This is a genomic window from Streptosporangium oxazolinicum (assembly GCF_039537505.1).
Taxonomy (GTDB): domain Bacteria; phylum Actinomycetota; class Actinomycetes; order Streptosporangiales; family Streptosporangiaceae; genus Streptosporangium; species Streptosporangium oxazolinicum.
This window is the reverse complement of record NZ_BAABAQ010000001.1, coordinates 254882-272968: the sequence shown is the minus strand read 5'-3', so window position 1 is coordinate 272968 and position 18087 is coordinate 254882. Positions and strand designations below refer to the sequence as shown.

22 protein-coding genes are annotated in these 18087 nt (G+C 70.0%); 9 read left to right on the top strand and 13 right to left on the bottom strand.

From position 1 onward, the window contains the following. Positions 1-54 precede the first annotated feature (54 nt). From ABD817_RS01305 to ABD817_RS01255, 11 genes are all read right to left on the bottom strand, one after another. Complete coding sequence (locus tag ABD817_RS01305) at positions 55-1422, bottom strand: serine/threonine-protein kinase (RefSeq protein WP_344914038.1); 1368 nt, start codon at positions 1420-1422, stop codon at positions 55-57. Further along, positions 1409-2413: a LacI family DNA-binding transcriptional regulator gene (locus ABD817_RS01300; RefSeq protein ID WP_344914035.1), complete on the bottom strand. Its 1005-nt coding sequence runs from the start codon at positions 2411-2413 to the stop codon at positions 1409-1411. Before ABD817_RS01300 ends, ABD817_RS01305 begins: the two co-directional genes overlap by 14 nt. A 105-nt stretch (positions 2414-2518) precedes the next feature. Continuing rightward, positions 2519-3073, bottom strand: coding sequence for a GNAT family N-acetyltransferase (locus ABD817_RS01295; protein ID WP_344914032.1), 555 nt, complete (start codon positions 3071-3073; stop codon positions 2519-2521). Between the two features lie 178 nt (positions 3074-3251). Next, a complete protein-coding gene (locus ABD817_RS01290; protein ID WP_329089733.1) occupies positions 3252-3581 on the bottom strand; it encodes a DUF2516 family protein in 330 nt (109 codons plus the stop codon). A gap of 392 nt (positions 3582-3973) precedes the next feature. Continuing rightward, on the bottom strand, positions 3974-4498 hold the full coding sequence (locus ABD817_RS01285) for a hypothetical protein (protein ID WP_344914027.1): 525 nt from the start codon (positions 4496-4498) through the stop codon (positions 3974-3976). A gap of 3 nt (positions 4499-4501) precedes the next feature. Further along, positions 4502-5032: a helix-turn-helix domain-containing protein gene (locus ABD817_RS01280; protein ID WP_344914025.1), complete on the bottom strand. Its 531-nt coding sequence runs from the start codon at positions 5030-5032 to the stop codon at positions 4502-4504. Positions 5033-5223: 191 nt separating this feature from the next. After that, a complete protein-coding gene (locus ABD817_RS01275) occupies positions 5224-6147 on the bottom strand; it encodes a M56 family metallopeptidase (protein ID WP_344914022.1) in 924 nt (307 codons plus the stop codon). Further along, positions 6148-6516, bottom strand: coding sequence for a BlaI/MecI/CopY family transcriptional regulator (locus tag ABD817_RS01270; RefSeq protein ID WP_344914019.1), 369 nt, complete (start codon positions 6514-6516; stop codon positions 6148-6150). A 61-nt stretch (positions 6517-6577) separates the two neighbouring features. Further along, on the bottom strand, positions 6578-7108 hold the full coding sequence (locus ABD817_RS01265; RefSeq protein ID WP_344914016.1) for a GNAT family N-acetyltransferase: 531 nt from the start codon (positions 7106-7108) through the stop codon (positions 6578-6580). Between the two features lie 191 nt (positions 7109-7299). Beyond that, the gene (locus ABD817_RS01260; RefSeq protein WP_344914013.1) at positions 7300-8103 is read right to left on the bottom strand and encodes a class I SAM-dependent methyltransferase; all 804 of its coding nucleotides are present in this window, start codon (positions 8101-8103) and stop codon (positions 7300-7302) included. Positions 8104-8117: 14 nt separating this feature from the next. Further along, the gene (locus tag ABD817_RS01255; protein ID WP_344914010.1) at positions 8118-8855 is read right to left on the bottom strand and encodes an SDR family oxidoreductase; all 738 of its coding nucleotides are present in this window, start codon (positions 8853-8855) and stop codon (positions 8118-8120) included. Positions 8856-8961: 106 nt separating this feature from the next. Between ABD817_RS01255 and mshA the strand changes: the two genes are divergently transcribed. The 3 genes from mshA (at position 8962) to ABD817_RS01240 (ending at position 12004) form a co-directional block, all read left to right on the top strand. Next, a complete protein-coding gene (gene mshA / locus ABD817_RS01250; RefSeq protein WP_344914007.1) occupies positions 8962-10245 on the top strand; it encodes a D-inositol-3-phosphate glycosyltransferase in 1284 nt (427 codons plus the stop codon). Between the two features lie 277 nt (positions 10246-10522). Further along, the gene (locus tag ABD817_RS01245) at positions 10523-11014 is read left to right on the top strand and encodes a type III secretion system chaperone family protein (protein ID WP_344914004.1); all 492 of its coding nucleotides are present in this window, start codon (positions 10523-10525) and stop codon (positions 11012-11014) included. Between the two features lie 246 nt (positions 11015-11260). After that, positions 11261-12004 (top strand): phosphoglyceromutase, encoded by a 744-nt coding sequence (locus ABD817_RS01240; RefSeq protein ID WP_344914002.1) that lies wholly within the window; start codon positions 11261-11263, stop codon positions 12002-12004. A 122-nt stretch (positions 12005-12126) separates the two neighbouring features. Here ABD817_RS01240 and phoU read toward each other — a convergent pair whose 3' ends face one another. Further along, a complete protein-coding gene (phoU, locus tag ABD817_RS01235) occupies positions 12127-12786 on the bottom strand; it encodes a phosphate signaling complex protein PhoU (RefSeq protein WP_344914000.1) in 660 nt (219 codons plus the stop codon). Between the two features lie 158 nt (positions 12787-12944). On the opposite strand from phoU, the gene ABD817_RS01230 reads away from it, so the two are divergent. Both ABD817_RS01230 and ABD817_RS01225 read left to right on the top strand, forming a co-directional pair. Beyond that, entirely contained in the window at positions 12945-14126 is a 1182-nt protein-coding gene (locus ABD817_RS01230) for a sensor histidine kinase (RefSeq protein WP_344915564.1), read from the top strand. Continuing rightward, positions 14123-14812: a response regulator gene (locus tag ABD817_RS01225; protein ID WP_344913998.1), complete on the top strand. Its 690-nt coding sequence runs from the start codon at positions 14123-14125 to the stop codon at positions 14810-14812. Before ABD817_RS01230 ends, ABD817_RS01225 begins: the two co-directional genes overlap by 4 nt. A gap of 253 nt (positions 14813-15065) precedes the next feature. On the opposite strand, the gene ABD817_RS01220 is transcribed toward ABD817_RS01225, so the two are convergent. Beyond that, entirely contained in the window at positions 15066-15653 is a 588-nt protein-coding gene (locus ABD817_RS01220; RefSeq protein WP_344913996.1) for a copper chaperone PCu(A)C, read from the bottom strand. Positions 15654-15937: 284 nt separating this feature from the next. Here ABD817_RS01220 and ABD817_RS01215 point away from each other — a divergent pair, with 284 nt between their 5' ends. The 4 genes from ABD817_RS01215 to ABD817_RS01200 all read left to right on the top strand — a co-directional run bounded on the left by ABD817_RS01215 (position 15938) and on the right by ABD817_RS01200 (position 17718). Next, positions 15938-16420: a CarD family transcriptional regulator gene (locus ABD817_RS01215; RefSeq protein WP_030924410.1), complete on the top strand. Its 483-nt coding sequence runs from the start codon at positions 15938-15940 to the stop codon at positions 16418-16420. Between the two features lie 17 nt (positions 16421-16437). Continuing rightward, positions 16438-16896 carry a 2-C-methyl-D-erythritol 2,4-cyclodiphosphate synthase gene (gene ispF / locus ABD817_RS01210; protein WP_344913993.1) on the top strand — a complete coding sequence of 153 codons (459 nt, stop codon included), beginning with the start codon at positions 16438-16440 and terminating at the stop codon, positions 16894-16896. 196 nt (positions 16897-17092) lie between these two features. Further along, positions 17093-17359 carry a GlsB/YeaQ/YmgE family stress response membrane protein gene (locus tag ABD817_RS01205; protein ID WP_344913990.1) on the top strand — a complete coding sequence of 89 codons (267 nt, stop codon included), beginning with the start codon at positions 17093-17095 and terminating at the stop codon, positions 17357-17359. Between the two features lie 92 nt (positions 17360-17451). Then, the gene (locus ABD817_RS01200) at positions 17452-17718 is read left to right on the top strand and encodes a GlsB/YeaQ/YmgE family stress response membrane protein (protein WP_344913987.1); all 267 of its coding nucleotides are present in this window, start codon (positions 17452-17454) and stop codon (positions 17716-17718) included. Positions 17719-18087: the final 369 nt, after the last annotated feature.

Here is an 18087-nt window from a genome sequence, read left to right as displayed (position 1 = left end):
TCAAGGGTACTTTTCACATCAGAGGTTTTGTTTTTTCTTCAAGCCCCTTCCTGTTTACCCGGTCAGTGCGACCGACACGAGCAGGAGCTGGGCCTCCAGGGCGTGGCGGAAGTCGTCGGGCAGCGTGCCCTCCCGGTTGCGGTCGGCGATCTTCCCCCGGATCGGGGTGAGGTCGCGGGAGCCCCAGACGCTGTTGGCCAGCACCTGCCGCAGGTCCAGGGCCACGTCCGAGCGGATCCTGCCCTCGTTCTCCCCCTTCGTGAGCACGGCGTTGAAGCGCCGTACGCTCTGGTTGAGGTTCGGGTCGTAGGAGCGGACCGGGTCCGCCACGTGCCCCCGCTTCCGGGTGACGGTGACGGTGACGGTGGTGGAGGGAGAAGGGGAAGGGGAGGGGCCCGGTTCGGGGTAGGCGGTGGTGGGATCGAGGGCCGTGGGCGGAGTCGTCCCCCGGCCCTGCGGACCCGCCACGTGATCGTCGCGGGGGACGGGGATGAGGCTCCACACCAGGAGCCCCGCGAGCAGCGCCGCCACCGTCGCGACCACCGTCCAGCCCACCAGCCCCTTCCTGCCGGTCGAACGGGCCGGGGTGAGGGCCTCCAGCAGGTCGTCGGCCACCTCCTGCGCCTTCGGCCTCGCCTCGGGCCGGTGCGACAGGCACACCTGGCAGAGCGCGCCGATCCGCGCGGGCATCCCCGGCACCTCCGCCACCGGCGGCGGTCCCTCCCTGCGGACGTTCTCGATCTCCTCCCAGGTACGTTCCGGGTACGGGGGATCCCCGGTGAGCATCTCGAACAGCAGGACGCCCAGCGCGTAGACGTCGTTCGCCGGATCCGCGACCGCGCCGGTCAGCCGCTCCGGAGCCACGTAGGGAGGGGTCCCGTAGTCGGAGGCCCGGTCGTCCTCGTCCTCCCCGATGAAGGCCGCGATGCCGAAGTCGAGCAGCTTGGCACCGGTCGAGGTGAGCAGCACGTTCTCGGCGGTGACGTCCCGGTGCACGATGCCCCGTTCGTGGGCGGCGGCCAGCACGGTGGCCAGCCTGGCGGCGATCGCCGCCGCCTCCGCCCACGGCAGCGGGCCCTCGGTGATCCGGTCCGCGAGCGGGCGCCCCTCCAACAGGCGCATCACCACGTACGCGGCGAGGCGGCCGTGCGAGGTCACGGTCTCCCCGTAGTCGTAGACCTCGATCGCGTCGGGATGGATGAGGCGCGCGGTGGCACGCGCCTCCCTGCGGATCAGCTCGCGCTCCCCCAGGTCGACGCCCAGCTCGCCGTCCAGCAGCTTGACGGCGACCAGCCGCTGGAGCGACTGGTCGAAGGCACGCCAGATGACACTCATGCCACCCCACGCGATCCGCTCCAGCAACAGGTACCTGCGGGTGAGCACGTCTCCCGCGCGAAGTCCGACCTGGTCAGGCGGACTCACGGACCACCAGCTCAGTGGGGAGTACGGGGTTGTCGCGGGAAGCACCGGCCGAGCTCATCGAGAGCAGCAGCAGCCGGGTGGCGAGCGCGGCGAACTCCTCCACCGGCTGGCGGACGGTGGTGAGCGTGGGTGAGGTCCGCCGGGAGGCGGGGGAGTCGTCGAACCCGATGACGGCCACGTCCTCCGGCACCCGGCGCCCGGCCCGGCGCAGGGTCTGCAACGCGGCGGCGGCCATCACGTCGGAGGCGGCGAACACCGCGTCCACGTGCGGCATCCTGCGCAACAGCCACTGCATGCCGTGCACGCCCGACGCGTGGCCGAAGTCGCCGTACGCGACCGGCACGCCCGTCATCCCGGCCAGGGCGAGGGTCTGCAGGAACCCGTCGAGCCGGTCGCGGGCGGCCGGAAGGGCGGGTGGGCCCGCGATGACGCCGATGGACCTCCGGCCGCCGAGCAGCAGGTGCTCCGCCGCCTGACGGCCGCCGTCGCGGTTGTCCATGTCGACGTGGGGGAGGTCGATGCCGTCCGGGGGACGGCCCGCACTCCGTACGGGAATGCCCGAGGCGGCGAGGGTCACCACGAGCGGATGCCGGTCGCGCGCCGCGATCAGCAGGACGCCGTCGATGCCTCCGGCGACGAGCGGCGGCGTGGCGATGGTGGAGGTGGCCGCCGTGGCGGTCATCACGGCGAGGGGGACGCCGTGCCCGGTGAGGACCTCCTCCGCGGCCGTGATCATCCGCGCGTAGAACGGCTCGGTGAACAGCCGGTGCGCGGGTTCGCAGACCACGATGGCCACGACCTGGTCGGATCGGCGGCCGGAGCCGCCACGGGGAGCGCGATGCCTTACATAACCGAGACGCGATATTGCGTCATGCACCTGCCTACGAGTCGATGTGCTGACTCTGACTGAACCGGTGAGTACCCGGGACGCGGTGGCGGGGGAGACCCCTGCCTCTGCTGCGACCTGGGCAAGTGTGGGTAGATCGGTCATAACTTCCTCCACACCAAGATGCCGCACAGGTGGGAGCGCTCCCACTGAACCTAGCATTGTTTCGGGAGTGTCAAAAGATGTTTCCGAAAAATCACCATATGTATGTCAAATTTCCCTGACAACCCAGTCAGGGGCAAGTATCGACATGATTACGGAGTCATACCATTCCCCGTTTAGACGCAGGGCGTCGCGGCGGACGCCCTCCTGGACGAAGCCGACCTTGCGGTAGACGTGCGCGGCCCGCTCGTTGAAGGCGTAGACCTCCAGGCCCACCCGGTGCAACGGCGTGGTGCGGAAGACGTGGTCGAGGACGAGCCGGATCGCCTCGGTGCCGTAGCCCTTCCCGTACGCCCGGGGGCCGATCAGCGCGACGCGCAGGTTGCAGGAGAGGTTGTCGGCGTCGAGATCGTTGAGCACGATCTCGCCCACGTAGGCGTCGTCGTCGATGGTGCAGATCGCCAGGTCCAGCCGGTCGTCCTGGTCGCCCCGGGAGCCGTACCAGATCTTGAGCGCCTCGTAGTCGGGCTTGCCGTGCGAGCCGGTCAGCCGGACGGTCTCGGGGTCGTTGACGAGCTCCCAGAGGCCGTCCACATGCTCGGGGCCGACCGGCCGGAGCGTCACGTGCTCTCCGGGGAGCGTGGGCTTGCGCGCGAACATCATCCGGCGTGTCTATCGGCCGGGATCCCGCCAGGCAAGCCGATTACCCGGGGCCCGCTTCGGAGGGCAGGTCATCGGGGTCCGCACGGTCCCCGGTCGCCCGTCGCCCGGGACGTCAGCCCGGATAACGCCTGTCGCCGAGGTCCGCACGCTCGACGTCGGCCCGAGCGCATCCGACCGGTCACCAGGGTCCGTACGGCCCCTGGTTGCCGCCGCCCTTGCCGATCTCCCGGACGGCGGGACGCACGTCGGCGAGGTAGATGCCCGAGGCGATGACGGAGGCGATCGTGAAGATGCTCAGCACGCTGAGGTACTGCACCGCGGCGGCGAAGCCGAACAGCGCCGCCAGCCCGAGGATGACCAGCCACAGATTCTTGGTCTGCTTGCCGGTGACCGCGAACGCCCGCGCCGGGGTCTTCACCGCGTGGACGAGCGCCCACCCCGACAGCGCGAACACTCCGACGGCCAGGATCCAGAAGACCAGGTCCAGGGCACCGTGGATTTCGATCATCGTCTCTCCAGAACGTTCGCCTCGCCGGTCGCCCTCAGCCTAATGCCGAAAGTCCCGTTCGCGTCGCCCTCGGCCCGTACCGGCCGAGGTTGGCGACCCGTTCCCGCACCCGATCACACCCGCCCGCGCCCGGCCGCGCTTGATCGCACCGGGCTGTGTCCGCCCGCGCTCGATCACGTCCGATCATGCTCGATCACGTCCGATCGCAACCGGGCTGTGTCCGCCCACGCTGGATCACGTCCGATGACGTCCGATCGCATCCGGCCGCGCCCGGTCCCGCTCGCTCGTGTTCGCCGAACACCGATCCCCGAACACCGGAAGGCCCGCCCCGAGGGACGGGCCTTGGAGGCGGGGTCCGCGGGTGGCCGTGGCCGGTTTCACGAGGGGCCCGCTCAGCTCCTGGGCGTGGTGGATCTGCCGGTCGTGGTGGACCTGCCGGATGCGGTGGACCTGCTGGTCGTGGTCGACCTGCCTGTCGTGGTGGACCTGCTGGTCGTGCCGGTCTTCGTGGTGCGGGTGCCCTTCCTGGGCGTCCGGGCGGCGGCGATCGCGGGCTCGGCGGCCTCGGAGACCTCCTCCAGCTCCAGGGCCATCTCGCCGCTGGTCTTGGAGACGACCTTGCGGCCACGGGTGGCGAACTCCTCGTACAGCTCGTTGGCCCGGCCCGCGATCTGGTCGGCGTAGTCGCGCGCCTTCACGGGGAAGTCCTTGGCGTAGCCCTCGGCCCTCCCGGCGAGCTGCCTGGCCCTCACCGGGAGGTCCTTCGCGGCCTCGCGGATCTCCTCGCGACGGCCCTGCAGCTTCTGGATGTGCTCGGGAAGCTCAAGGAGCTTCTCGACGGCGAAGTCGCCGGCCCCGGCGAAGGCGTAGAACGGCTTGGACTCGGCCAGTCTCTTGACTTCGTTGGTGATGGGCATGGGTTAACCTTCCTTGGTTTCCTTGGTGATGTGGCCGTTGCTCGGGGGGGCCGCGTAGGGCTTCAACGCGGTGAGGTATTCCCCGGGGAACGGCATCTCGCCGTCAGGCGAGGAGCCCGCGTCACCTCGCCGGGGCTCCGGTGCGAGAGGCGCTTTCTGGGAGGTCTGCGCTTCGTCGTCCGGGGCCTCGGCCTGCTGGTTCTCCTTGCGGAACGACTCGTAGATGTCGATCAGCACCTGGCGCTGGCGCTCGGTGATGAGATGGTCGGCCCTGATCGCACTCAGCACGTCGCTGTCCGGCTCGCGCTCCTCGATGAGGCCCGCCTGGACGTAGAGTGCCTGCGACGAGATGTGCAGGCCCTTGGCGATCTGGTTCAGAATCTCGGCGCTGGGCTTGCGCAGCCCGCGCTCGATCTGGCTCAGGTAGGGGTTGGAGACCCCCGCCGCCGCGGCGAGCTGCCGCAAAGAGATCTTCGCGTGCGTGCGCTGCTCGCGGATGTACTCACCGATCGAGCCGACCTTCGGTAGTGCCATGTTTCGAGTCTGCCCCACCCTGCTTGCAATTGCAAACGGGTTGGCTAACACTTGCAAGCACTTTGGGGTGATTTTGGCTAAACCTGGATGAAACCGGCTAAATCTCCGGAGCGGAGCCAGGCTTCGGTATGCGGACCGGCCCCATCTTCAAGGGGGGTCAACGTCTTCAAAGCGGGTCAACGGGGGCACCCTCAGTACGGGGCCAGCCAGAGCAGCGGCGCCGACGACGTCAGGACGACGGAGAAGGCGACGATGGCGTAGCGGATCCCGAGCGGCAGGACCGGGCCCGGGTTCACCAGGCGCTCGACCCTGGCCATCACGGCGGCTGCCGAGTTCGCGGCGCCCAGCGCGCCGTGCGGGGCCGGGACGGCACCCGCCGTGCCGAAGCGCAGCAGCGCGGTCGCCAGGCGGCGCGCGGAGCAGCCCCGGCGGGCGACGTCGTCGGCGGCCATCTCCACGAGCAGCCCGACCTCGCCCTGCGCGTCCCTGACCACGCGCGACCAGGGCAGCGCCCTGCGCAGCGCGGCGAAGGGCAGCAGCACCAGGTCGTGCCGTTCGCGCACGTGGGCGGCCTCGTGGGCGAGCACCGCGCTCAGCTCGTCGGCGGAGAGCAGCTTCAGCGCCCCCTCGCTGACCACCACCTGAGAGCGCAGGCCGGGCACGCAGTAAGCGGTGGCGCCCGGGTGATCGAGCACCCGCACGCCGGGGACCACCGGGTCCTCCCTGGCGATCAGGGCGAGCAGGGTGCGGTGGCGCTGGCGGGCGCGGAGCGTCTGCGCGCCCGCGGCGAGGAGCACCAGGATCAGCACGGCCAGCGCGGTCAGCCCCGCGACGAGCGCGAGGACCCTCGGCAGGTCGTACGGCGTGGGGAGCCCCCGCCCGCCGCCGAACGCGGAGATCGCGAACTCGTGCAGGCCGTGCAGCACGCCCTCGCCGTAGGGCTCCAGCGCGTAACCCAGCAGGGCGCCGGTCCCGGCCAGGCCCCAGGTGACCCCGAGCGCCTGCCACAGGACGATGGCCACGTGCGGGGCGCGGTAGGTCCATCGCGCCCGGGTGAACCGCCAGGCGCCGACCGCGCAGACCAGGGCGAGCGTCGCCAGGGCTGCCGCGGTCATCTACTCGTCCTCCAGCTCCCCCTCAAGGTCCGTCAGGGCCCTGCGCAGGATGTCGGCTTCGGTGCCGGTGACGGCTTGGGCGAACCGGGTGAGGGCCGCCGACCGGTCACCGGTCAAATCCAGCGCTTCCAGCATAAGCTCCGCGACGTAGGCGTCGCGGCTCTCCGCCGGTGCGTACCGCCACGCGCGCCCGTCGCGGGTGCGGAGCAGGAAGCCCTTGCGGGTGAGCCGGTCGAGCACGGTCATCACGGTGGTGGGCGCCAGGTCGCGGTCGGCGATCAGACGCCCGACCTCCCGCGCCGTCACAGGGGATGGCTGTGCCCAGATGATGTCCATGATGCTGCGTTCAAGCTCGCCGAGACCCTTCACGCATCCAAGCCTAACTCCCGCACCACGAGGGGTAGTACTACGGGTTGTCGAGTGACGTGTGTCACAGGTTTTTGACCATGTAGATCTCGTCCCGGTCGTCGCCGGGGGCGAGGCGGATCGCCCTCGGGATCCGGCCGACCTCCACGTAGCCCAGGCGGCCGTAGAAGCCCTCGGTCCCGGTGCCGCCTCGGACCGTCAGGTGCAGTGCCTCCACGCCCAGGGCGCGGGCGGCGTCGTCGGCGGCGCGCATGAGCAGCGTCCCGTAGCCCCTGCCCTGGTGCTTGGGATCGACCATCACGCGCCACACCCAGCGCCAGTGGGCCCGCAGCCACGACTTCCCGTCGCCCAGGACCAGCCAGCAGGCCACCCGGTCCTCCCCGTCGAACCCGACGAGCAGGTGGTCGGTGCCGCCGCGAGCGGTGTCGCAGGCGGCGAAGGTGGCGGTCGCCGTCTCCATGATGTCGTCGGAGGTGACCGGGGGGACGAAGCCCACCGACCCTCCGGCGTTCACCACGTCGGTCCAGCAGCCGATGAGCTCGCCGGTGAGCTCGGGGGTGAGGTCGGGATCCACCACGAACCGCAGTTCTGACATACGTGGACTTTATCAAATATATGCACCCAACTTAGGTTTGCCTAACCAAAGTTGGGGGGTCATCTTCGGGTGACAGCGAGGTCACGCACGGCGCCCGTTTGCCCTACCTGAGCTGGAGGTCACTCCGGGGCGACGGCAGGGCCGTTCACAGAATCACGCATGGCGCCCGGGTGCCGTACCGAAGCCGGAGGTCACTCCGGGGCGACCGAGGACCAGGGAAGGGTGATCTCGCCCAGCCGCCAGCGCGACCGGCCGCCCAGCGGGGGCCGCTCGGCGAGCGGCCAGGTCCCGGCGAGCGTCTCGGCGGCGGCGATCCAGCGCTGCCGGGAGCCGTACGAGCTCAGTGGGGCGTTGACCGCCCAGGCGCGGTCGAAGTCACGCAGGAAGGCGTGGATGGGCTCGCCGGGGACGTTGCGGTGGATGAGCGCCTTGGGCAGCCGGTCGGCCAGGTCCGAGGGGCGCTCGAAGGAGTCGAAGCGGGCCGAGAGGGTGAGCGTCCGGGGCCCCGAGCGGTCGAGCCCGGCCCAGACCGCGCGGTGGCCCACCTCGGAGCAGGTGCCCTCGACGATCATCCCGCCCGGCGCGAGCCGCTCGGAGAGCATCGCCCAGTACCCCCACGCCTGCGCCTCCCCGTACTGCCGCAGCACGTTGAACGCCCTGACCAGCAGGGGTGGCCGCGCCACCGGCAGCTCGAACCCGCCCAGCGTGAAGGACAGCCCCGGCCGCTCGTACGGCTTGGCCGCCGCCACCCTCGCCGGGTCGATCTCGACGCCGACGACCTCGACCGAGGGGCAGATCGCGCGCAGCCGGAGGAACATCTCCAGGGTCGTGGTGTGCGAGGCCCCGTACCCGAGATCGACCACCAGCGGGCGGGTGGCGGAGCGCAGCGAGCGGCCGTGCGCGGCGACCACCCAGCGGTCGGCCCGGCGCAGGCGGTTGTGCCCCGTGGTCCCCCTGGTGACCTCTCCGATCGGCTTCCCTGTCGGCTTTCCCACTGGCTTCGGCACGGTCAGACGCGGTGGACCTTGTGCTGGGCGGCCTGGGCCCGGGGGCGGATGACGAGACGGTCGATGTTCACGTGGGCCGGGCGGGTCACGCACCAGGCGATGGCGTCGGCCACGTCGTCGGCGGAGAGCGGGTCGGGCACGCCCTCGTAGACCCGTCCGGCGGCGGCGGAGTCGCCCCGGAAGCGGTTCAGCGAGAACTCCTCGGTGTGGACCATCCCGGGGGCGACCTCGACGATCCTGACCGGCTCGCCGACCAGCTCCAGTCTGAGCACCTCGGTCATCGAGGTCTGCGCGTGCTTGGCCGCGTTGTAGCCGCCGCCGCCCTCGTACGAGACGAGCCCGGCCACCGAGGTCAGCATCAGCAGCACGCCGTCGCCCGACTCGACCAGTTTGGGGAGCAGCGCCTGGGTGACGCGGAGCGTGCCGAGCACGTTGACGTCGTACATCCGCTGCCAGTCGGCCACCTTCCCGCTCGCCACGGGCTCCAGGCCGATCGCGCCCCCGGCGTTGTTGACCAGCACGTCGCAGCGGTCGAGCGAGGCGGCCAGCTCGTCCACCGACTCCTGCGACGTCACGTCCAGGGTGACCGGGCGGATACCGGGCACCTCGGCGGCGATCGCGTCGAGCCTCTCCCTGCGCCGCGCCCCGGCCACCACGTCGAAGCCCTCGGCGGCGAGCCTGCGGGCCGTCGCCTCGCCGATCCCGCTACTGGCCCCTGTCACCACAGCTGTCCTCTTCATGACCCCCCATCCTGCCAGGGGCCGCCATGATCGCCCCGCACGGACCCGATGTGGCTATGTGACGGGAATGTTGCGGATTGCCCGATGGTTGAGGCCCTCGGAGGTGGTGTCGGTGAGGCGACGGCGGGTCAACCGGGTCGCGACGATCAGCATGCACACGTCCCCCCTGGACCAGCCGGGGACCGGGGACGCGGGCGGGATGAACGTCTATATCGTCGAGGTGGCGAAACGCCTGGCCGAACTCGGGGTGGAGGTGGAGATCTTCACCCGGCAGACATCCCGGGATCTGCCACCGGTCACCGAACTCGTCCCGGGCGTCTCCGTCCGCCACGTCACCGCCGGGCCGTACGAGGAGCTCGACAAGGGCGACCTGCCCGGCCAGCTCTGCGCCTTCCTGTCGGGCGTGCTGCGCACCGAGGCCATGTACGAGCCGGGCCGCTACGACGTCATCCACTCCCACTACTGGCTCTCCGGCCAGGTGGGCTGGCTGGCCAAGGAGCGCTGGGGCCTGCCGCTGGTGCACACCATGCACACCATGGCCAAGGTGAAGAACCTCCTGCTCGCCGAGGACGACAGGCCCGAGCCGCCCGCCCGCGTACTGGGCGAGCAGCAGGTGGTGGACATCGCCGACCGCCTGGTGGCCAACACCCCGACCGAGGCGACCGAACTCGTCGAGCTGTACGGGGCCGCCCCGGCCCGCGTCGAGGTCGTCAGCCCCGGCGTGAGCCTCAGGGTCTTCCAGCCCGCCTCCCAGGGCGCGGCCCGCCACCGGCTCGGGCTGCCGCAGGACGCCCACGTACTGCTGTTCGTGGGCCGGGTGCAGCCGCTGAAGGCCCCGGACGTGCTGCTGCGCGCCGCGGCCAGGATGCTCATCGACGACCCCTCGCTCAGATCGAGGCTGGTCGTCGCCTGCGTCGGAGGCCCCAGCGGCAACGGCCTGGCCAGGCCCTCCTACCTCACCGACGTGGCCGCCTCGCTGGGGATCTCCGACGTGGTCAGGATCGTTCCTCCCGCGCCCCAGCACGAGCTGGTCGACTGGTACCGCGCGTCCGACGTGACCGTCGTCCCCTCCCACAGCGAGTCGTTCGGCCTGGTGGCCCTGGAGTCCCAGGCGTGCGGCACCCCGGTCGCCGCCGCGTCCGTGGGCGGGCTGCGCACCGCCGTGCGCGATGGCGTGTCCGGGGTGCTCGTCGAGGGGCACGACACCCACGACTGGGCACGGGTGCTCCGCCGGTTCGTCTACGAGCCCACCTGGCGGGAGACACTGTCGGCGGGCGCGGTGGCCCACGCGGCGGCCTTCGGCTGGTCCGCCACCGCGGCCCGGCTGGCGGACGTCTACGCCGGAGCGATGGCGAATTTGCACCGGCTCCCGATCGCGGTCAACCACTGAGACCCGCTCTCACGAGAGGGGGCCCATCGGTTAGGGGTCCCGCTTGTGAAGCGGGTGCCGCCTGTTTCGGATCCCGCTCGCGGGGCGGGTGCCACCCGCTCCGGGTTCCGCTCGTGAAGCGGGTGCCGTCGGTCCTGGATCCCGCTCGCGGGACGGGTGCGGCCGGTCAGTGGGTCCCGGTTCGCGGGACGAGTGTGGCCGGTCGGCGGGTCCCGCTCGCGGGGCGCGCGTGGAGCGGGGGCGGTCTGTTCGTGAGGCCCGCTCGTAGGCTGGGCCCATGAGCGAAGTGATCAGCGAAGTGATCGAGGCGGCGCTGAAGAGCGCGGACGCCTCCTACGAGCAGCCCCGGCCGGGGGCCTTCCTGGTGAGGCTCCCCGGCCAGCACAAGCTCGCCACCATGGCCTGGTTGATCGTCGGCGACCATGCCCTGCACGTGGAGGCGTTCTTCTGCCGACAGCCCGACGAGAACCACGCCGAGTTCTACCGCTGGCTCCTCACCAAGAACGGCTCCATGTACGGGGTGCACTTCGCCCTCGACCCGACCGGCGACGTCTACCTCGTGGGCCGCGTCCCGCTGGACGCGGTCACCAACGAGGAGATCGACCGCCTTCTCGGGTGCGTGCTCACCTACTCGGACGAGGGTTTCGACCGCGCCCTGGAGCTGGGCTTCGCCTCCTCGATCCGGCGCGAGTGGGAGTGGCGCGCCAAGCGCGGCGAGTCGCTCGCCAACCTCCAGGCGTTCGCCCGCTTCGCCGACCCCGAGCGCTGAGGACGCCGCACCGGGCACCGGGAGCCGGGCACCGGGATCCGGCATCCGGGCACTGGGGCCCGGCCCTGAGGGTCGGGCGGTCCCGGGGTGGGCCGGAGCGATCGGGGCGCCGGGCGGTCCCGGAGTGGGCCGGGGTGGTCGGGGTGTCGGCTCACCGGCCTGCCGGGGCGCCGGGCGGTTTCCGGGTGGTTTCGGGGTGGGCGGAGCGCAGGAGACGCCAAGCAAGCGCCCACTAAGCTTGTCGGCATGTCGACTTTGGTGCTGCTTCGGCACGGTGAGAGTGAGTGGAACGCAAAGGGTCTGTTCACCGGATGGGTGGACGCGGGGCTCTCGGCCAAGGGCGAGGAGGAGGCGCGGCGCGGCGGGCGGCTGCTGCTCGACGCGGGGGTGCGTCCCGACGTGGTGCACACCTCCCTCCTGACCAGGGCGATCCAGACGGCCAACCTCGCGCTGGGCGCCGCGGACCTGCTCTGGCTCCCGGTCTCCCGGTCCTGGCGGCTGAACGAGCGCCACTACGGCGCCCTCCAGGGCAAGGACAAGGCGCAGACGCGGAGCGAGTTCGGTGACGAGCAGTTCATGCTCTGGCGCCGCTCCTACGACGTCCCGCCGCCCCCGATCGCCGACGACGACGAGTTCTCCCAGGTCGGCGACGCCCGCTACGCGCTCCTGCCGGGCGAGCTGATGCCGAGGACCGAGTGCCTCAAGGACGTCGTCGAGCGCATGCTGCCGTACTGGTACGACCAGATCGTGCCCGACCTCGCGGCGGGGAGGAGCGTGCTGGTCGTCGCGCACGGCAACTCGCTCCGCGCGCTGGTCAAGCACCTGGACGGGATCGGCGACGACGAGATCGCCGGGCTCAACATCCCCACCGGCATCCCGCTCCGGTACGAGCTGGACGCCGACTTCCACCCGGTCACCAAGGGCGGTCTGTATCTCGACCCCGCCGCCGCCGAGGCCGCCATCGAGGCCGTGGCCAACCAGGGCAAGTAGTCCCGGCGTCCAGGGACGTACGGAAACGACGTATGGAAAGAGGGAGGGCCCGCCGGATCCGGCGGGCCCTCCCTCTTTCCATGGGTGTTCGTTTCACGAGGATCCGTGGGGATTCCCGAGGGTCAGGACGCGGAGATGTCCTGGGGCCTGGACCCCGTCACCAGGTAGACCACGTCGTGCGCGACGCGGACGGCGTGGTCGGCGTAGCGCTCGTAGTAGCGGCCGATCAGCGTCACGTCGATGGCCGGTTCGACGCCGTACTTCCAGTCGGGGACCATCAGGATCTTGAACAGCCGCCGGTGCAGCTTGTCCATGGCGTCGTCGTCGGACTCCAGCTCCAGGGCCGACTCCACGTCGCGCGAGGCGATGCAGCTGCCGGTCTTGGTGATGAGGCGCTCGGCGATCTGGCCCATCTCCAGGATGGTGGAGCGGACCTCCGGCGGGATCGCGGAGTCGGGGTGGCGCAGTCTGGCGATCTTGGCCACGTGCTCGGCGAGGTCGCCCATGCGCTCCAGGTCGGTGCCCATCCGCAGCGCCGCGATGATCATTCTGAGATCCACGGCCACGGGCTGCTGCCTGGCCATCAGGTCGAAGATCGTGGTCTCGATCTCCGCGAAGATCCGGTTGACCTCCTCGTCCTGGGAGATGACGCTCTCGGCGAGGTGGAGGTCGGCGTCGAGGAGGGCGGTGGTGGCCCGCGATATCGCCGACCTCACGAGCCGGGTCATCTCGACCAGCCGCCCGGTGAGGGCGTCGAGTTCTTCGTGATAGGCGTCGCGCATGAGACTCACCGTAGGGCGGTAACGGTGAACGAACCTCGACCGTAAAGTGAACTTTATGGGAAAGGCCTTGGTCATGCCCCCTTGGCCGTCCCCAACGAGAAAACCCCCACCTACCATCGAGGACGTGAAGCCTACGGGAGGACCACGTGAGTGAGCTGATGGCGAGCCTGGCCGCACTGGCCGGTTTCGTCGTGGGAGCGCTGGCCGTGATGGTCGTCCGCCAGAACCAGGGACAGCGGAGAGCGATGACACCGGTGGACGGCATCGAGCCCGGCGCGCTGCCGCAGGGGGTCGCGTCGGTGCTGGCCGTGCTGCCGTCCTCGGCCGTCGTGCTCGACAAGGAGGATCGCGTGCTGCGGGCCAGTTCGGCCGCACGCGCCTTCGGCCTGGTCAAGGGGGATCACCTGATGGCGGCCGAGTTGCTCGCGCTGGCCAGGAAGGTGCGCAGGGACGGCGAGATCCGCGAGAGCGAGATCGAGGTGGCCGGACACAAGTTCGGCCAGGAGTCGACCAACTTCGCGGTGCGGGTCGCCCCGCTCGGCTCCCACGGCCAGGTGCTCGTCCTCGCCGAGGACCAGACCGAGCACCGCCGCGTCGAGGCGGTGCGCCGTGACTTCGTGGCCAACGTGAGCCACGAGCTCAAGACGCCGGTGGGCGCGCTGTCGCTGCTGGCCGAGACCATCCAGGACGCCGCCGACGACCCCGAGGCGGTCACCCGCTTCGCCGGGCGCATGCAGCACGAGGCGGCCCGGCTCACCTACCTCGTCCAGGACCTCATCACCCTCTCCCGCATCCAGGGCGCCGAGCCCATTCCCACCCCGGGCCCGGTCCTGATCGACGAGGCGGTTCACGAGGCCATCGACCGCTGCAACACCACCGCGGCGGCCAAGGACATCACCCTCGTCGCCGGTGGAGTCGAGGGCCTGCGGATATGGGGCGACGACGAGCTCCTCGTCACCGCCCTGCGCAACCTCATCGACAACGCGGTCGCCTACAGCCCCGAGCACACCCGGGTCGTGGTCAGCGCCCGCGCGGCGGGTCCCAACACCGAATCCGTCGAGATCAGCGTGAGCGACCAGGGGATCGGCATCCCCGAGAGCGCCCAGGAACGGATCTTCGAGCGGTTCTTCCGCGTCGACGCCGCCCGCTCGCGGGCGACCGGTGGCACGGGCCTCGGCCTGGCCATCGTCAAGCACGTGGCCGCCTCCCACAACGGGGCGGTCACGGTGTGGAGCAAGGAAGGTTCCGGTTCCACATTCACCCTGCGCCTGCCCGCCTTCGGCGGCATGGCGGTCACGGAACCAGTCACAACCACGATCCCCCTGGAGGCCGCGCAGTGACTCGCGTGCTCGTTGTCGAGGACGAGGAATCGTTCTCCGACGCTCTGTCATACATGCTGCGCAAGGAAGGCTTCGAGGTGGCCGTGGCCGCCACCGGGCCAGAGGCGCTGGAAACCTTCGATCGCAACGGCGCCGACCTGGTGTTGCTCGACCTGATGCTTCCCGGCCTGCCGGGTACCGAGGTCTGCCGCTCCCTCCGCCAGCGCTCCAATGTGCCCGTCATCATGCTCACCGCCAAGGACAGCGAGATCGACAAGGTCGTCGGGCTCGAACTCGGCGCCGACGACTATGTCACCAAGCCCTTCTCCTCCAGGGAGCTGGTGGCCCGCATCCGCGCGGTGCTGCGCCGCCAGGGCGACGTGGAGGAGCTGGAGTCGGCGGTGCTGGCCGCCGGTCCCGTCCGGATGGACGTCGACCGCCACATCGTCGCCGTACGCGGTGAGGCGGTGCAGCTGCCCCTGAAGGAGTTCGAGCTGCTGGAGGTGCTGCTGCGCAACGCCGGGCGGGTGCTCACCCGAGGTCAGCTGATCGACCGGGTCTGGGGCGCCGACTACGTGGGCGACACCAAGACCCTGGACGTGCACGTCAAGCGGCTGCGGGCCAAGGTCGAGTCCGACCCGTCCAACCCGCGCTGCATCCTCACCGTCCGGGGGCTGGGCTACAAGTTCGACCCCGCGGAGGTCTGAGCCTCCCCGCCCGTCTCCGGGCGCTCGCCCGCCCCGGGCGCGACGCCCGCTTCGACGACGCCCGTCTCCGGGTGATCACTCACCTCCGAGGATCGCCCTTCTCCGGGGATCGGCTCGGGGATCGCTCGCCCTCGGGAGATCGCTCGCCTTCGGACGCTTGCCTTCGGACGATCCGAGGGGTCGTACGGCGTGCCCGCGCCGTACGGCCCCTCGGCGTGTCCGGAGGCCGTCACCGGGTCCGGGGTCGGTGGCCTCAGTGACCGGCGGAGTGCTCGTCCCCGGTGGTGGTGGGGGAGGGGCTGAGCGCAGGGGTGGGGGCCGCGGAGGCGCCGGGCGGCTGCGGGTAGGCGGTGAACTCGCGGCTGCGGGTGATCACCGGGATCGTGAGCTGCACGATCCCGGCGTTGGCGAACTGCAGCTGCACCTTGAGGCCCTCGCCGCCCCTGAGCGGCTTCTTCAGCCCCTCGACCAGGACGGTGGGGGTCGGCTTGCCGACGCTCACCCGCTGGTTCTGGGGGAGCGTCACGGGCGCGCTCACCTTCGCCGTACCGAGGGCGGGGTCGACGCCCAGACCGACGAGCTGGTCGGAGCCCGGGTTGGTGTTGACCAGCGACAGGTAGAGCGGGGTGGCCGCTCCCGCCGGGAGCGTGGCGCCGGAGTCGGGCCCCAGGAAGAACGCCTGGGAGATGTCGATGCCCTTCTCCTTGACCGCGAGGGCCTCGGTCGGGGAGTAGGGCTTGTTGGTGATCGCGTCGGATCCGGCACCGCAGCCGGCCAGGGCCGGAGCGGCTGCGAGGAACGCCGCGGCGACGATCGCCCGGTGGCGGATGTTGCGGGTCACGGTGCGAGTTCTCCTTGTCACGCGTGAGATAGGGCAAGGGCAACCCTATCGGCGACGTTTACCGGGTTTCCCGCCGACCCGCCCCGTCCTTTCGCGCCGACCCGCCTCATCATCCGAAGGCGAGGAACGCAGGTCATATGTGCTTTTTGCCCCTCTGATTCACACACTTGGCCACTTGTCAAGCCATAAGATGCGGCTTTGACCTGCAGTTATGGTGATTTCACTGTTCCGGGAGGCTGTGGATACGTGGTACTCTTGAGTACAGCGGAAGGGGTACTTGTCACATGACTTTCCAGGTCGGCGACACTGTCGTCTACCCCCACCACGGGGCTGCTCGGATCGAGGCGATCACGACCCGAACCATCAAGGGTGAGGAAAGGACCTACCTGGTTCTTAAGGTCGACAAGGGCGACCTTACCGTCCAGGTGCCGGCAGACAACGCAGAGCTCGTGGGTGTTCGCGATGTCGTCGGACAAGAGGGCCTTGAGCGCGTCTTTGACGTGCTTCGAATGCCTCACACCGAAGAGCCCACGAACTGGTCCCGACGCTACAAGGCGAACCTTGAGAAGCTGGCGTCCGGCGACGTCAACAAGGTTGCCGAGGTCGTTCGCGACCTGTGGCGACGAGACAGGGAGCGCGGACTCTCCGCAGGAGAGAAGCGAATGCTGGCGAAGGCCAGGCAGATCCTCGTCAGCGAGCTCGCGCTCGCGGAGAAGACCAACGAGGACAAGGCCGAGGCCCTGCTGGACGAGGTTCTCAACTCCTGAACAAGACATTTCCACGGGTGGGCGTCGGGGTCGACGTCCACCCGTTCGCTTCTGGTCGCGAGCTTCACCTGGCGGGCCTGCACTGGCCCGGTGAGACCGGTCTGGCCGGTCACTCCGACGGTGACGCCGCGGCCCACGCCGCCTGTGACGCGCTGCTGTCCGCGGCGGGTCTCGGTGACCTCGGCGGCCTGTTCGGCACGGCCGACCCCCGATGGGCCGGTGCCCCGGGTGTCGCCCTGCTGGAGGAGACCGCCCGCAAGGTGCGCGCCGCGGGCTTCGAGATCGGCAACGTGGCCGTCCAGGTGATCGGTAACCGCCCCAAGCTCGCCCCCCGGCGCGTCGAGGCCGAGAAGGCGCTCAGCGCCGCCGTGGGCGCTCCCGTGAGCGTCAGCGCCACCACGACCGACGGGCTGGGCCTCACCGGCCGAGGCGAGGGTGTGGCCGCGGTCGCGACCGCGATCGTGGTGAACCTGTAGAGGGTGCCGGACGTCTCCTATACGGAACGTGGAGAACGTTCCGGCGGGCGGTGCGGAATGCTCGTCGATCCATATCGAGGCGGTGGCCCGTTTACTGGCGCGGTACGGGCCACCCCTTTTTGGTGTGTTTAGCGTGATCAGTGATTGCGCTGGGTAACCCCTTGGTGACCGTGTCTCGTAACAGGGGGAGCCAGACATGATCGTCTCGATTGTCTCCGCAATCATCATCGGCGCCATCATCGGTGCCCTGGCGCGCCTCATCCTTCCCGGCCGCCAGAACATCAGCATCGGCCTGACGCTCATTGTCGGCATCGTCGCCGCGCTCATCGGCACTCTCATCGCCGGAGCGCTCGGTCTGACCCACACGCGAGGGATCAACTGGTGGGAGCACATCATCCAGCTGGTGCTCGCGGTGCTGGGGGTCCTCCTCGTCGTCCAGATGCAGGCGAGAAAGACGCACTGAAGGATTTTTTGCCGCCTGTAGGAATAACCGTGACGTAGGGGGTAGCCACCTTCTCGTGAGAGTGAAGGTCTCACGCTCACTGGGAGGTTGAAATGACTATCGCGTCCATTCTTGGGGCAATCGTCATCGGCGCGGTCATCGGCGCCCTCGGCCGTCTCCTGCTTCCCGGTAGGCAGGCGATCGGACTGATCCTGACCGTCGTCGTCGGCATCGTCGCCGCGCTCATCGGTACCGCCATCGCGCAGGTCCTCGGCGTCGCCACCACGGACGGTATCGACTGGATCGAACTCGTCATGCAGGTGGGCCTGGCCATCGTCGGTGTCGGCCTGGTCGCCGGTCTCAAGCGTTCCAGGGTCTGACGAACACCCGGGTGAACCAGCCCGGAGACCTCACCGAAGGCTCGACTGGACCCCCTCCGGTCCGGAGGTACTCGCGGTGACGCGCACGATGTCACCGTGCTCCAGGAGAAGACCCGCTCGGTTCCATCTGGCATGCCGAGCGGGTCTCGGCCGTTCCGGGTCGGTTCGGCGGCGTGCCGGACCGGCTTCCGGTCACTCCTGACACGGGCCCGGAGGAGCAAATCGCCGGTCCGCAGCGGGGCGCCGCTCACACATGTGTGAGCGAATAGCTGCGGGCCGGTCCAACACCGGGTGGCGAACGGCGGTCCCGGCGAAAGACCGTCGTTTGGTCCCACCCCGGTTTCGCCCGGTTCTACTCGGGTTCCGCTC